This is a genomic window from Vibrio sp. M260121 (genome assembly GCF_036533715.1).
Classification (GTDB): domain Bacteria; phylum Pseudomonadota; class Gammaproteobacteria; order Enterobacterales; family Vibrionaceae; genus Vibrio.
Genome location: NZ_JATABF010000039.1, coordinates 47,884 through 62,529 on the forward strand (window position 1 = coordinate 47,884; position 14,646 = coordinate 62,529).

Annotated in this window: 11 protein-coding genes and 1 pseudogene; 5 read left to right on the forward strand and 7 right to left on the reverse strand. The window is 44.9% G+C overall.

Annotation, left to right across the window (positions count from 1 at the left end; translation table 11 throughout):
- The first annotated feature begins 355 nt into the window (after nt 1-355).
- The 4 genes from QTO06_RS18920 (at nt 356) to QTO06_RS18935 (ending at nt 4,938) form a co-directional block, all read left to right on the forward strand.
- A complete protein-coding gene (locus QTO06_RS18920) occupies nt 356-2,308 on the forward strand; it encodes a PTS mannitol transporter subunit IICBA (protein WP_331409360.1) in 1,953 nt (650 codons plus the stop codon).
- A 113-nt stretch (nt 2,309-2,421) separates the two neighbouring features.
- On the forward strand, nt 2,422-3,570 hold the full coding sequence (locus QTO06_RS18925; RefSeq protein WP_331409361.1) for a mannitol-1-phosphate 5-dehydrogenase: 1,149 nt from the start codon (nt 2,422-2,424) through the stop codon (nt 3,568-3,570).
- 84 nt (nt 3,571-3,654) lie between these two features.
- Nucleotides 3,655-4,185 carry an MltR family transcriptional regulator gene (locus QTO06_RS18930; RefSeq protein WP_005437418.1) on the forward strand — a complete coding sequence of 177 codons (531 nt, stop codon included), beginning with the start codon at nt 3,655-3,657 and terminating at the stop codon, nt 4,183-4,185.
- A gap of 108 nt (nt 4,186-4,293) precedes the next feature.
- Nucleotides 4,294-4,938 (forward strand): HAD family hydrolase, encoded by a 645-nt coding sequence (locus tag QTO06_RS18935; protein ID WP_331409363.1) that lies wholly within the window; start codon nt 4,294-4,296, stop codon nt 4,936-4,938.
- On the opposite strand, the gene QTO06_RS18940 is transcribed toward QTO06_RS18935, so the two are convergent.
- From QTO06_RS18940 to QTO06_RS18965, 6 genes are all read right to left on the reverse strand, one after another.
- A complete protein-coding gene (locus QTO06_RS18940; RefSeq protein ID WP_331409364.1) occupies nt 4,892-6,286 on the reverse strand; it encodes a heavy metal sensor histidine kinase in 1,395 nt (464 codons plus the stop codon). The genes QTO06_RS18935 and QTO06_RS18940 overlap by 47 nt on opposite strands.
- The gene (locus tag QTO06_RS18945) at nt 6,279-6,968 is read right to left on the reverse strand and encodes a heavy metal response regulator transcription factor (RefSeq protein ID WP_143691898.1); all 690 of its coding nucleotides are present in this window, start codon (nt 6,966-6,968) and stop codon (nt 6,279-6,281) included. The genes QTO06_RS18940 and QTO06_RS18945 overlap by 8 nt, the downstream gene beginning before the upstream one ends.
- A 94-nt stretch (nt 6,969-7,062) precedes the next feature.
- On the reverse strand, nt 7,063-7,440 hold the full coding sequence (locus QTO06_RS18950; protein ID WP_009707777.1) for a DUF3316 domain-containing protein: 378 nt from the start codon (nt 7,438-7,440) through the stop codon (nt 7,063-7,065).
- Nucleotides 7,441-7,571: 131 nt separating this feature from the next.
- The gene (locus tag QTO06_RS18955; RefSeq protein WP_038893925.1) at nt 7,572-8,687 is read right to left on the reverse strand and encodes a DUF481 domain-containing protein; all 1,116 of its coding nucleotides are present in this window, start codon (nt 8,685-8,687) and stop codon (nt 7,572-7,574) included.
- A gap of 222 nt (nt 8,688-8,909) precedes the next feature.
- Nucleotides 8,910-10,742 carry a glutamine--fructose-6-phosphate transaminase (isomerizing) gene (gene glmS / locus QTO06_RS18960; RefSeq protein ID WP_045416442.1) on the reverse strand — a complete coding sequence of 611 codons (1,833 nt, stop codon included), beginning with the start codon at nt 10,740-10,742 and terminating at the stop codon, nt 8,910-8,912.
- A 115-nt stretch (nt 10,743-10,857) separates the two neighbouring features.
- Entirely contained in the window at nt 10,858-11,619 is a 762-nt protein-coding gene (locus tag QTO06_RS18965; protein ID WP_331409368.1) for a DeoR/GlpR family DNA-binding transcription regulator, read from the reverse strand.
- Nucleotides 11,620-12,052: 433 nt separating this feature from the next.
- Between QTO06_RS18965 and pykF the strand changes: the two genes are divergently transcribed.
- Nucleotides 12,053-13,465 (forward strand): pyruvate kinase PykF, encoded by a 1,413-nt coding sequence (gene pykF, locus QTO06_RS18970; RefSeq protein ID WP_020193970.1) that lies wholly within the window; start codon nt 12,053-12,055, stop codon nt 13,463-13,465.
- Between the two features lie 56 nt (nt 13,466-13,521).
- Here the strand turns inward: pykF and QTO06_RS18975 are convergent.
- Nucleotides 13,522-14,611: pseudogene (locus tag QTO06_RS18975) on the reverse strand (IS4 family transposase).
- Nucleotides 14,612-14,646 lie beyond the last annotated feature (35 nt).

The following is a 14,646-nucleotide window of genomic DNA, read 5'->3' on the forward strand; positions in this document are numbered from 1 at the left end:
TGATATTGATCGTTACTGGTATTTAATTTGAATTTCAAAAGAAATCAAAGGCGATCTAAGTCACAAAGTATTTTGATTTTAAATTTATCAGAAGATCGAATTGATCACTAAGATTTTTATTGACAGATTTGAAAGTGGCTTTTTGTTATTAAGTTACAAGTTAATAACTTGAACTTGGTCACTTAAAAACCGTTTCTCAGCCTAAGAAATGCGGGCGTAGATCACGAAAAACCCGTTGTCAGTTCCAATTGGAAAATGTGTGGTAAATTGATTGGGTACTAAGCAATCAAACAAACGGTTTTGGCGAACCGTTTACTACAACAAGATTCATCAGAACATCGAACGGGGAATTGTTATGATATCACCAGATGCCAAGATCAAGATACAAAATTTTGGTCGTTTTCTGTCAAACATGGTAATGCCAAACATCGGCGCGTTTATCGCGTGGGGCTTTATCACTGCTCTATTCATCCCAACTGGATGGCTACCTAACGAAACGTTAGCCTCTATGGTTGGTCCTATGATTACCTACTTGCTACCACTGCTTATCGGTTATACCGGTGGTAAATTAGTCGGTGGCGATCGCGGTGCGGTAGTCGGCGCAATCACAACAATGGGTGTGATTGTCGGTACAGACATCCCAATGTTTATGGGTGCAATGATGGTCGGTCCGATGGGTGGCTGGGCGATCAAAAAATTCGATAACTACATCGACGGTAAAGTAAAAAGTGGCTTTGAGATGTTGGTTAACAACTTCTCAGCAGGCATCATCGGCATGCTATGTGCGATTCTTGCTTTTATCTTTATCGGTCCATTCGTAAAAATTCTATCTGGTGGCTTAGCAGCCGGCGTTAACTTCCTAGTATCTGCTCACCTGTTACCACTGACTTCAATCTTCGTTGAACCTGCGAAGATCCTGTTCCTAAACAACGCGATCAACCACGGTATCTTCTCTCCACTAGGTATCCAACAAGCGTCTGAGACAGGTCAATCTATCTTCTTCCTAATCGAAGCGAACCCAGGTCCTGGTCTAGGTATTTTGCTGGCTTACATGGTGTTTGGTAAAGGAACGGCTCGTCAAACTGCCGGTGGTGCATCAATCATCCACTTCTTCGGCGGTATCCACGAAATTTACTTCCCATACATTCTAATGAACCCTCGCCTAATCCTAGCAGCTATTGCAGGTGGTATGACTGGCGTATTCGTTCTAACAATGTTTAACGCAGGTATCGTTTCTCCAGCATCACCAGGTTCAATCTTCGCTATCTTGTTGATGACTCAGAAAGGTTCAATCGTAGGTGTACTCGCATCTATCGCAGCAGCAACAGGTGTGTCATTCGCAGTAGCGGCACTACTAATGAAGACGCAAACGTCAACAGAAGAAGACGGTGATGAAGCTGCACTAGAGAAAGCAACATCACAAATGAAAGACATGAAATCTGCATCTAAAAACGATGCGATGGTAAACAGCCAAAGCAAAGGTGACGTAGACCTAGCGACAGTACAAAGCATCATTGTCGCTTGCGATGCGGGCATGGGTTCAAGCGCAATGGGTGCAAGCATGCTGCGCAAAAAGGTTCAAGACGCAGGTCTGAACGTCCACGTAACCAACCTTGCTATTAACAGCTTACCAGAGAGTGCAGATATCGTGATTACTCATAAAGACTTAACGGATCGTGCACGTAAGCATGCTCCAAACGCGCACCACATTTCATTGACTAACTTCCTAGACAGCGAAATGTACAACCAGCTAGTCACCAAACTACTAGCAGCACAAAACCAATCCGCAGCCAATGACGACCAAATGGTAAAAGTGTCAGTCATGGCGGCGAACGACGACAGCTTTGAGCCACAACAACCATCGGTATTCCAAATCCAGCGTGAGAACATTCACCTAGGTTTGAAAGCAGCCAACAAAGAAGAAGCAATTCGCTTTGCAGGCAACAAATTGGTTGAACTTGGCTACGCAGAACCAGAATACGTAGACGCGATGTTTGAGCGTGAAGCGTTGGTTCCAACTTACCTAGGCGAATCTATCGCGGTACCTCACGGTACGGTAGAAGCGAAAGACCGCGTGAAGAAAACCGGCATTGTAATCTGCCAATACCCATCGGGTATCCAATTTACTGAAGACGACGATGATGTAGCGAAACTGGTTATCGGCATTGCCGCTAAGAACGATGAGCACATCCAGGTGATTACCACCATTACAAACGCGCTCGATGAGCCAGAGGCTATTGAGAAACTAACTAGCACCAACGATGTAGAAGAGATTCTGAACATCCTTGGCGGCCAGCAAGCGGCTTAATCACTCCCTTTAATTTGCTCCTGAGCAAACCGAGGTCAGCTGTCACCCCCTATGCGGTTGGCCTCACCCTAAATTCGTTTAGTCAATATTTCAGACATTGGTAGGTAAGAATTATGAAAAATGCAGTTCATTTTGGCGCAGGTAACATTGGTCGTGGCTTCATCGGTAAACTATTAGCAGACGCAGAAGTCGAGGTGACATTTGCAGACGTTGATGCACCACTCGTCGATCAGCTGAGCCACAAGCAAGAATACAAAGTAAAAGTGGTCGGTACTGAGTGCCAAATCGACACAGTAACTCACGTCAACGCGGTTAACTCAGCCAGTGAAGATGTCATCGACCGCATTGTAAAAACCGACTTGGTAACAACAGCAGTGGGCCCTAACGTACTGGACATCATTGCAAAAACCATCGCTACCGGCATTGCTAAACGCTTTGCAGCAGGTAACGATAAAGCATTGAACATCATCGCTTGTGAAAACATGGTTCGTGGTACCACACACCTAAAAGGTGAAGTGTACAAACACTTAGATGAATCATTGCACGAAAAAGCAGACGAGTTAGTTGGCTTTGTCGATTCCGCGGTAGACCGCATCGTGCCACCAGCAGAAGCGGCGAACGATGACCCACTAGAAGTGACGGTAGAAAGCTTTAGCGAATGGATTGTGGATGAACAGCAATTCAAGGGCGAAATCCCTGATATCGCAGGCATGGAAAAAACCAACAACCTAATGGCATTTGTAGAACGCAAGCTGTTCACTCTCAATACAGGTCACTGCATTACCGCTTACCTAGGTTGCTTGAAAGGCCATCGCACCATTCGTGAAGCGATTGAAGACCCAAGTATTCATGCTGAAGTAAAACAGGCGATGCAAGAGAGTGGTGAAGTGCTGATCAAACGTTACGGTTTCGACCGTGACATGCACAATGCTTACATCGAGAAGATTCTAGGACGCTTTGCCAACCCATACTTAGTGGATGAGGTTGATCGCGTAGGTCGTCAACCAATTCGTAAATTAGGTGCAAACGATAGATTAGTGAAGCCTTTACTCGGTACAATTGAGTATGGCACTGAAAATAAAACACTTTTGAAAGGCATTGCCGCTGCGTTGAAGTACACTAACGACACTGACCCACAAGCCGTAGAGCTACAAAACTCATTAAAAGAAGTGGGAGTGAAGAAGACGCTAGCGACATACACAGGTCTTGCAGAAAACAGTGCTGAAGTGACTCAAATCGAGACACTTTACAACCAACTTTGATTTACCTAGGGGAGCTTGGCTCCCCTTCTATATCCATCTCCATGAAGAGTTGGGATAGCTAATAATTAGAAATGTATTCAGTATATGGCAGATAACATCAACGAAACCGAGATCATTGAGCGATTAAACAGCGCACCATCGGTACGAGGCTTTTTCATTGCAGCAGTCGACGTTTTTAACGATTCGATCGACGGGTTAGTGCAAAGAATTTTTCGTAAAGATAACTTCGCTGTTCAATCGGTTGTCGGTCCGCTGTTACAAGACTCGGGACCGCTGGGCGATCTGTCTGTTCGTTTGAAGTTATTGTTTGGCTTGGGTGTGCTTCCCGATGATATTTACCACGACATCGAAGACATCATTAAGCTCAAAAACCATCTCAATAGCGACGCTTCTGACTACGAGTTCACGGACCCTAATATTCTAGATCCAATCAAAAAGCTGCATTTGGTGAAGAAGATGGGCATGGTACAGCTGGAAGTCAACGAACCAGATGACGACATCGACCTTGAGTTTTATCAGCTACAACTGCAACGTCAACAACAAATCATTAAGTCAGGGCTCTCGCTTGCGATTGTCGAGATCTGCAATGAACTCGGCAAAGAGAGCCCATTCTAACGCCACATTTTATACCCAAGCCACCTTCAAAAGGATTCGAGGTTGCTTAGGTATAACAAGATAACAATGTCAGCCGCTCTACACCCAAAAACGTAGGAGCCCTACCCAATGTTAAAAGCTGTACTTTTTGATATGGATGGACTGATTTTCGATACCGAATCAATCTACAAGCAAAGTTGGCAATACGCCGCGACCGAGCAAGGCTTAACCATCACCGATGATTTCTACCAACAGTTCATCGGTGTCCAAGACCCTGAATGTGAAAGAATACTCGCCGAGCATTTTCAAGACGCTATCGATATGCCTCGCTATAAAGCCGTGCGAGATGAACACTTCCATAATCTAAGAAATCAAGGCATTGCGCTCAAACCCGGATTCGACGCACTGTTTTATGCCATCAAACAACATGGCTTATTAACCGCGATTGTCACTTCTTCTCACCTTCCAGAGGTGAAGCACAATTTCGCAGGCAGCAAGTACCTTGCACAGTTCGATTTAGTGATTACCGCCGAAGATGTAGAACGCGGCAAACCAAACCCTGATTGCTATCAAATGGCTTATCGCCACTTAGGTGTGGACGCCAAACAGTGCTTAGTATTGGAAGATTCGAACAACGGCATCAAAGCCGCACTCGCTGCAAAATGCCAAGCGGTAATGATTCCGGATTTACTTCCACCTCTGCCAGAGCTCGAAGACAAAGTCATCATTAAAGCGTCTCTTGAGGAAGTGATTCCACTGCTGAGTCAGCTTTAGCCGCTGGCAGTATCAAACAAAACTGGGTTTGGCCATCTTCTGAAGTGACGCTGATGCTTCCATCGTAGGCGTGAACTATCGATTGAGTGATTGACAAACCCAGCCCGGCTCCCACGCTACCTGAATGTTGGCGAGACTTGTCGACCCGATAAAAGCGGTCAAACAGATACGGCAAGTTTTGCTTGGGAATCGCCTCACCAACATTGCTGACGGTTATCTTCACAAGTTCACCAACCTGCTCAATATCAACCGAAATCGTCGTCTCGTCATACGCATGGCGAATCGCGTTGGACAATAAGTTACTGATAGCGCGCTCAAACATGTTTCGGTCCATATACAGCATCGCCTCACCTGAAGTGGTAATGGCCAACGCTGAGTCTTCCGCCAGTATTTCGAAGTACTCGATCAAATGAGCCACTTGTTCATGAGCTGCGAAGCGCTCGTTGTGTCGATGGATCAGTTTGTTTTCTGCTTTGGCGATATACAGTAAGTCATTGATGGTTTTAGTTATCCGTTCAAGCTCTTCCAAAGTAGAAGCAATCGCTTCTTGATACTCCTCAGAACTGCGGGCAGCGCCAAGGATTACTTGGTTTTGAGTGGTGATATTAGTCAGCGGCGTTTTAAGCTCATGAGCAATATCAGAGGAGAACTCACTCAAACGATGAAAGCCGGTTTGTAATCGATCCAACATTGCATTGTGCTTTATCGCTAACTCTCTTAGCTCGATCGGCAACGTCTCAGAGTCAATACGAATATCTAACTGTTCAGGAGTAATATGTTGGATGTGTTTGTTTAAGGTAAGAATCGGCCTCAAACCTCGATTTACTATGGTTCGGCTATACAGAGCAGAAGCTAAAAACGCAAAGCCCAGCGACCAGAATAGAATCCACCCCAGTTTATTGAGGAACAGTATATGGTGGTTAATGCTGGTGCCTATCACCACAGTGACATCTTTGGCTTTAAAGGCGAAAGCTCGAATATCCAAAGAATCTTCATGCCATTCAATCGCATTGTTTTGATTCAAAATCTGCGGCGAACTCAGCGTGAGAGAAAGTTTGTTAGGAATAGAAAGCGTTGAGTTTTTGTAGGTCTGCTCTCCCTCCTCAAACGCCCACATGTAAGCGGAGCTGTTGTCGATAAGCAAATAAGCCGACTCAGGAGAAACCATCATGGTCTTCTCTATCGCATTATATTTGCTGACCATTTCGTTATAGTCTTGAGTAAAGAAATGGCGCTCGATGGTGTAATAGAGGATAAAGGCTAAAGCGAGATACACCACCAACGTCGTGCCTACAAACATCAGCACCAGTTTATTTTGCATGGATAGGTTGGCTGGGTGTTTAAACATCTGGCGCTTCCAGCTTATACCCCATCCCTCTGATGGTATGAATCAGAGGCGTTTCAAATGGCTTGTCGACTTTATTGCGCAGTCGTTTGATGGCAACGTCAATGACGTTCGTATCGCTATCAAAGTTCATGTCCCACACCAATGACGCAATGGTGGTCCGTGATAACACCTGACCTTCTTTACGCATCAGCAGTTCAAGCAGCGCATACTCCTTTGCCGTTAGCGTAATACTTTGCCCTCCTCGCATTGCCACTCGCTTCATCATATCAAGCTCTAGATCCGCAATTTGCAGTGTCTGAGGAGAAGTCTGTACACGAGAAGAAGTATGATGACGAAAGACATTCTGAATGCGCGCCAGCAGCTCAGCAAACGCATAAGGTTTTACCACGTAGTCGTTGGCTCCTAACTCAAAGCCACGCACGCGATCTTCTATCTGCTCTTTGGCAGTGAGCATGATAACTGGGGTGTGAATGTCACTACTGCGCAGCGTGTTGAGCACTTGCCAACCATCGAGCTTGGGCAGCATGATGTCGAGAAGAATAAGATCATAAGGTTCACTGGTAGCGTGATACAAACCATCGACACCGTCGCGAACCCAATCAACAACGTAGCCCGATTCCACCAGCCCTTTTTGCAAGTATTCCCCTGCTTTTACTTCATCTTCGACAATCAGTAGTTTCAATTTCAGCCCTCTATCTTAACGGGGTGTGCTCAGCATTGACGATAGCAAAAAGAGTACGACACAAATTGCATCATACTCTTTTCATTCAATGTTTTTATCGATTACTGTCGCGCTGTGCGTAGTTCACTTTCACGTTCACAGTACCCAGATATTCCAACTGTCCCTGTTCGTTCATGCGCTCTTGTACCGTAACAAAACCACCGTCCTGCAGGTGTGTGCTGTTTCTCGCGACATCGAAAGTCACGATGTTCAACTCTTTATTAAGCTCATGAGACGACATGTCTTTTAAGGAGTTTAGTTCAGCTAACGCTTGTTGATAAGCTGCATCCGAGGTTGCCGTTGGCTCAACAGAAATGGTCTTCATTTCTTCACGGCTAATGTATTTTCCACCAGTGAAAGTCGGTTGAGCGAATGCTGATGCGCTAGTGATTGCCATTGTTGTTACAAGGAGAGCGGTTTTCAGTACTTTCATGTTGATGACCTTTGAGTGTGTTTGTTTTCAATGGCTTCATTATTCAACAACACACCTGACACCAACCTATCTCGAAAATGACATTTTTGTCATAAACCAAAATAGCGATTGATTACCGATAACCACCCAAACTACAGCTCGTAAGTCAGACCAAAATGGAACTTATAGTCGTCTTTCTCTGGCACCACACCTTCCGCATCGGCTTTGGTATCCGAAACATGGTCCCAAATCGCTTTTATGCTCAGATCAAGATCATCAACAAGATCGATATCAAAACCAAGCTCGTTGGTATGTCGAGTACCACCAGCATCGTTGCTCGCCCAGTTGAGGTTATAGGTATGACTGAAATCGATGTCATCGGTCAGTTCATACTCAAAGTTAGATTCGAAGGTTAAGGTGTTACTGGTCGCATCGCCAGATTCCCCTTCTTCTACCGTTTTAAAATCGGTGTACTGGTAACCGGGACCGATGGAGACATCCCATTCTGTCTGTGAATTAGCAATGATGAAATAACCCATCTGCATCGAGGCATTAACTTGATAATCAATGTTTTGGAACTCATCCCTGAGCAGCGAGAGCTTAAGTGGCCTAAAGAAGAGTCGGTTACTTAGGTAAATGTCGTAGGAGCCATCAAACGAACTGTTATTCGCTGTCGTCTCATCATTCGTCTTGGAGTTTTCGTGTTTGGCTTTCAGCTTAGTCCGCGAGCCAACGGTATTCCTTTCCGCTTCTACTTCACCAAGGAGTGAGAACTCATCAGTGTTTCCTTTGCTGATGTCCAGTCCCAAAAAGATCTCCGTCGTCCAGTGGTCTGAGTCGGTCTCTGAACCACGATAGATCGACACGACTTCTGTCACAGGGAATGCGATCTCTTCACCATCATTGCTGAGGTATAACTTGTCTTCGCGGATCGACAAATAGCCATCGTAGATATCGCCACTAGAAGTCCGGATGGTAAAGAAACTTGCTGTCTCTAGCACCGCAATGTCTTCCAATTCGATCTCTTGATCGCCAAGATCATCACTATCGAATTCAACTTCTTGATCGAACGAGTTGGTTTCTTCCTTGATCGTGCCAGTGAGTTCCCCTTTGATCACTTCACCAGATTTGAGTTGTAACCAGTCATCGCTTTCATCGATGAACACTGTTTGGCTTTTGCGCTCTTCTGTTTGTGTTTCTTCCTCTGCCATCACTGATGGATGGTAAAGTGAGGACGCGATACATAAAGCCAAGAGTTTGATTTTCATAGTGACCTTTTCAGTTCAATGGAAACCACATCCGTTGGGCTTACGATAGTGATGCTCACCGCTCGGCGTGTCAGAAAGTAAACAATTGAATGTCAACGTATTGCGCATCATAACCATGCTTACAGACATAAAAAAAGCGAAGTCATGTGACTTCGCTTTAGGTTCTCGCTACTTACATAGCGCAACATAAACAAGTGTAATCTTAATCACACCTTGCGTTGCTTACTCTACCGTTACTGCTTTCGCTAGGTTACGAGGTTGGTCTACGTCCGTACCTTTGATCAACGCTACGTAGTAAGACAGTAGCTGCATTGGGATGGTGTAGTAGATCGCCGCCGTGATTTCACTAACGTGTGGCATAGTGATGATCTTCATGGTCTCATCGCCTTCGAAGCCTGCATCAGCATCGGCAAATACGTAAAGCAGGCCACCACGAGCACGTACTTCTTCAACGTTTGATTTCAGTTTCTCTAGAAGATCGTTGCTTGGTGCAACAACCACAACTGGCATATCTGCATCGATCAACGCTAGAGGGCCGTGTTTCAGTTCACCCGCTGCGTACGCTTCTGCGTGAATGTAAGAGATCTCTTTCAGTTTTAGAGATGCTTCCATCGCTATTGGGTAGAACTCGCCACGACCTAGGAATAGTGTGTGGTGCTTATCAGCAAAGTCTGGTGCTAGTGCTTCGATTTCTTTTTCGAAAGACAGCGCTGCGTTGATTTGCTTCGGTAGAGCGTGAAGCGCTTCTACGATCTCTTTTTCTTTCTCTTTGCTGATGCGGTTTTGTTGCTTACCAAGAGCAGTTACTAGCATCAATAGCGCTGAAAGCTGTGTCGTGAATGCTTTAGTTGATGCCACACCGATTTCCACACCAGCACGGGTCATAAATGCAAAGTCAGACTCACGAACCAAAGAAGAACCCGCGACGTTACAGATGGTCATTGCCGCCATGTAACCTTTCTCTTTTGCTAGGCGAAGGGCTGCTAGCGTATCGGCGGTTTCACCAGACTGAGAAAGCGTGATCAATAGGCTGTTTGGACGCGTCACAAACTTGCGGTAACGGAATTCAGAAGCGATTTCTACGTCACAGCTTACGCCTGCAATATCTTCGAACCAGTAACGTGCTGTCATACCTGCGTTGTAAGACGTACCACATGCAACGATCTGTACGTGCTCAACTTTGCTTAGGATTTCTGCCGCGTTTACACCGATTGCTTCAGTAACAACAGAATCAGCCGTGATACGACCTTCCATTGTGTTGATCAGCGCAGTTGGCTGCTCGTAAATTTCTTTCTGCATGAAGTGACGGTATTGGCCTTTATCGCCTGCGTCATGTTCCGCGTTTGATTCTGTGATTTCGCGTTCTACGCGCTCACCTGTTGAATCAAATACAGTCACGTCACGACGAGTGATTTCTGCCACGTCACCTTCTTCTAGGTACATGAAACGGCGTGTTACGTTAAGTAGCGCAAGTTGGTCAGAAGCAAGGAAGTTTTCACCTACACCAAAACCAATGACGATTGGGCTGCCTGAGCGTGCTACAACGATGCGTGAAGGATCTTTACGATCCAACGCTACTGTGCCGTATGCGCCATCCAGTTGTTTTGCTGTCTTCTGTACCGCTTCTAGTAGCGTTTCTGAAGTGCGAAGTTCCCACTCAACCATGTGAGCGATAACTTCAGTATCCGTTTGAGATTCAAATACGTAACCACGAGATTGAAGCAGTTCACGTAGCTCTTCGTGGTTTTCGATGATGCCATTGTGTACCACTGCGATGTCACCAGACATGTGTGGGTGTGCGTTCACTTCAGAAGGTTCACCGTGTGTTGCCCAACGAGTGTGCGCAATACCAGTACCACCGATCACTTTTGCTTCGTCTACTGCGTCTGCCAGCTCTTGTACCTTACCTAGACGACGAATACGCGTTAGGTTTGTCTCACCATCAACAATCGCAACGCCCGCAGAGTCGTAACCGCGGTATTCCAAGCGACGTAGGCCTTCAACTAAAATTTCTGCAACATCTCGTTGTGCTACTGCACCTACGATTCCACACATGTGTTTATCTCCGTTTGTAGTTTTGTTCTTCCCTGACCATGATTTCAAATAGAGGCAGCAAGCAAAGGCCTTTATCCAGAGGGAAGTGAAATATGAAACTGTTTACATTATTAGATTAGGCGCAAATGACTTTAACGCCATGTTGTTCAATCTGTATTTTGTGTTCTGGCTGTAACTCTGCATCAGTAACCAACACATTAATTTGGTCCCAAGCGAGTTCTAAGTTCGGGATCTTGCGTCCTACTTTTTCTGACTCAATCATGACGATGACTTCACGAGACACTTCTGCCATGACTTTGCTTAAGCCAACTAATTCGTTAAACGTGGTGGTACCGCGTTCTAAATCGATGCCATCAGCACCAATAAACAACTGGTCAAAGTCGTAAGCTCTTAATACAGATTCGGCTACTTTGCCTTGGAAGGATTCTGAGTGCGTATCCCAAGTTCCGCCTGTCATTAACAGAGTTGGTTCGCTCTCTAATTCGTTAAGTGCATTGGCGACATGCAACGAGTTGGTCATAACAACCAAGCCTCGTTTGTCGTTTAATTGCTGAATCAGCGCAGCCGTTGTACTGCCACTGTCGATCACAATTCGGTTATGTTCTCGGATCAGTGATGCCGCAGCTTTTGCCAGACTTAACTTTCGACTCGAAACATTCGGACTCATTTCTTCATGGATAACTTCCGTTGGAATCGCAATTGCACCACCGTAACGGCGCAAAAGTTGTCCGTTTTTCTCTAAAGAAGCTAAATCCTTTCTAATCGTGACCTCTGAGGTTTCAAATTTATGCGCTAGCTCATCTACGCTAACTTCCCCAAGCTCATTTACTAGGTTAGAAATGGCGTGTCTTCTTAGTTGAGTGTTTCGTTTCGACATTTAAATTTTGATTTTAAGTTTCGGTTTGAAATTTATTATAGTCAAAACGAAACTTTTAAGTCCATTTATTTCGATCCAAAAAATTAATATTTCTCGATAAAACCTTGTCCTAAGACAATTCTTAAACAGTGATATTGGATTCATTCGGTGGTAGAATTCGCCACCGAAAAGAAAAAAAATTACAGAATTGACGGTTATTTTTTTGCAACTTTCTGCATATAAAGTGGGATTAGTCACAAAAAGGTAACCATAATCGCCGATCTTTTAGTCATAAAATGACTAAACTTGGTGAAAGACTTACAGAATCTGAAGTTCCAATAATGTGGCGGAAAATCGGTGGGTGGCAGGCACTAAATGTCACCAAAAACGCCCCTACTTCAGACTAAACAACCGACTTTCAAATTGTAACTATACTTACCGGAGAGTATCTTCCATGAAAAAGACCAAAATCGTTTGTACGATTGGCCCTAAAACTGAATCTGTAGAGAAGCTAACTGAACTAGTAAACGCAGGCATGAACGTAATGCGTCTTAACTTCTCTCACGGTGACTACGCAGAGCACGGCACTCGTATCGCGAACTTCCGCCAAGTAATGGAAGCTACAGGCAAGCAACTTGCAATCCTTCTAGACACTAAAGGTCCAGAAATCCGCACAATCAAACTAGAAGACGGCAACGACGTTGATCTAGTAGCTGGTCAAGAATTCACTTTCACAACTGACATCTCAGTTGTAGGTAACAAAGACAAAGTTGCAGTAACTTACGCTGGTTTTGCTAACGACCTAAACGTTGGTAACACTATCCTAGTAGACGACGGTCTAATCGAAATGGAAGTGCTTGCAACTTCTGAAACTGAAGTTAAGTGTAAAGTTCTTAACAACGGTGCTCTAGGCGAAAACAAAGGTGTTAACCTTCCTGGCGTTTCTGTAAACCTACCTGCACTATCTGAAAAAGATAAGAACGACCTTAAATTCGGTTGTGAGCAAGGCGTTGACTTCGTAGCTGCTTCTTTCATCCGTAAAGCTTCTGACGTTCAAGAAATCCGTGAAGTACTTGCTGCAAACGGCGGCGAGAACATCCACATCATCTCTAAGATCGAAAACCAAGAAGGTGTTGATAACTTCGACGAGATCCTAGAGCTTTCTGACGGCATCATGGTTGCTCGTGGTGACCTAGGTGTTGAAATCCCAGCAGAAGAAGTAATCTTCGCTCAGAAAATGATGATCGAGAAGTGTAACCGTGCACGTAAGATGGTTATCACTGCAACTCAAATGCTTGATTCTATGATCAACAACCCACGTCCTACTCGTGCGGAAGCAGGCGACGTTGCTAACGCTGTAATGGACGGTACTGACGCAGTAATGCTTTCTGGTGAAACTGCTAAAGGTAAGTACCCAGTTGAAGCGGTAACTATCATGGCTCAAATCGCGAACCGTACTGATTCAGCTCTAAAAGCTGAGCTAGGTTCTCGTCTAGACAGCCCACGTCTACGCATCACTGAAGCAGTATGTAAAGGCGCAGTAGACACAGCTGAGAAACTGGCTGCTCCACTTATCGTTGTTGCAACTGAAGGTGGTAAGTCTGCACGTTCAGTACGTAAGTACTTCCCAACTGCAAACATCCTAGCACTAACGACTAACACTAAGACTGCTGCACAGCTAGTTCTAACTAAAGGTGTTACTCCAGTAGTTGTTGAGTCAATCGACAGCACTGACGCATTCTACGTAGCAGGTAAAGAACTTGCTCTAGAATCTGGTCTAGGTAACAAAGGCGACATCGTTGTTATGGTTTCTGGTGCTCTAGTAGCTTCAGGCACAACGAACACGGCTTCTGTACACGTTCTATAAGACTGACGTATTCAATCATCAGTTCAATAAAAAAGAGGGCTTCGGCCTAATGCCGTTCACTTAAGGTGATCGGCATTGTTTTTTCTAGGGTATCGGCTTGGCTTTTTCTTAACGACTCTAGGGAAGGATCTTTCTCTCCTAGGTTCAAGTATTAAGCTCTCACTCATTGAGTAGAAGTGTTGGAGTTGCCTCGGGGACCAAGTTATAGGTCAGTAGTATTCCCCAGAGTTCTTGCTTCACTAATTCAGGGAGTCGACTTCGAAGCGTGAGTCGGTTACCAAGCATGTACTGTTTTTGCTCACGGTATCCGAGTTCAATTTCCCAACGATACCCATATAAGCCTACGATATCTGACTTTGGGTAGAGCATAGGGTCAAGCATTGAGGTGAGAACATCGTATTGCTTGCCATCTTTGACTCTCGTGATTAAACGTACAACCACTTCTTGTTCTAGCTCTGGCCACTTTTTACGTGCTTGCGGATTACTCTTCAGTTTTATCAGTTTATCTTGGCGGCCAAGAGACTGAACGACGTCATAAGTAAGTCCTTTTTTCATTGGGATAAGCCAATGTCGATTTATGCCTTGCGAGCTCCATGCTTGAAGTAGGCCAAGGGAGTAAAAGCCTTTATCAAAAAGGGTTAAGCTATTATCAGGTGTCGTCTCTATCAGTTGCTCTGCTAACTTCATTTCATTGACGCTATAACAGTCAAAGGCACTGCCTGTGATTAAATGGCTGCTCAATTCCATCTGACATACCATGCGTACTTGTGGGTACTGTGTTTCTTTTCCGTCACGATTGGTAGGCTTTGCAAACGTTGCAGCGTTCTCTTTTGAATCCTCAGTTCGCCACAAGACACCATCAACGCCAAGAAGAGTGAGTCCGTTCCAGTTTGGTAAATTAGCCTGCTTAAACCAATGACTCTGGGTACACTCAAAAAGATCAGCCATGGATTTATCGTTATAGATTGCCATTCCAACCAGTAACCATGCCATCGACTCTAAAGTTAGCTTTCGTTTTCTTAGCGTAACAGTATCAGTAAGTTCGTAAGCACTATTAATAAGTTCAATGGGCAGGAGGTCAGCGAGTGTTTCAACTTGATTGGGTTTATAACTGTTGATGATGTCGAGGGCTTGAGAAACGTGCATAAAAAATCCGATAAACAGGGTCTATCGGATTTTTA

Excerpts from the sequence above, each read along its gene's own strand:
- QTO06_RS18920 (WP_331409360.1), top strand. The coding sequence starts at position 356 with ATGATATCACCAGATGCCAAGATCAAGATACAAAATTTTGGTCGTTTT.
- QTO06_RS18925 (WP_331409361.1), top strand. The coding sequence starts at position 2,422 with ATGAAAAATGCAGTTCATTTTGGCGCAGGTAACATTGGTCGTGGCTTC.
- QTO06_RS18930 (WP_005437418.1), top strand. The coding sequence starts at position 3,655 with ATGGCAGATAACATCAACGAAACCGAGATCATTGAGCGATTAAACAGC.
- QTO06_RS18935 (WP_331409363.1), top strand. The coding sequence starts at position 4,294 with ATGTTAAAAGCTGTACTTTTTGATATGGATGGACTGATTTTCGATACC.
- QTO06_RS18940 (WP_331409364.1), bottom strand. The coding sequence starts at position 6,286 with ATGTTTAAACACCCAGCCAACCTATCCATGCAAAATAAACTGGTGCTG.
- QTO06_RS18950 (WP_009707777.1), bottom strand. The coding sequence starts at position 7,440 with ATGAAAGTACTGAAAACCGCTCTCCTTGTAACAACAATGGCAATCACT.
- QTO06_RS18955 (WP_038893925.1), bottom strand. The coding sequence starts at position 8,687 with ATGAAAATCAAACTCTTGGCTTTATGTATCGCGTCCTCACTTTACCAT.
- glmS (WP_045416442.1), bottom strand. The coding sequence starts at position 10,742 with ATGTGTGGAATCGTAGGTGCAGTAGCACAACGAGATGTTGCAGAAATT.
- QTO06_RS18965 (WP_331409368.1), bottom strand. The coding sequence starts at position 11,619 with ATGTCGAAACGAAACACTCAACTAAGAAGACACGCCATTTCTAACCTA.
- pykF (WP_020193970.1), top strand. The coding sequence starts at position 12,053 with ATGAAAAAGACCAAAATCGTTTGTACGATTGGCCCTAAAACTGAATCT.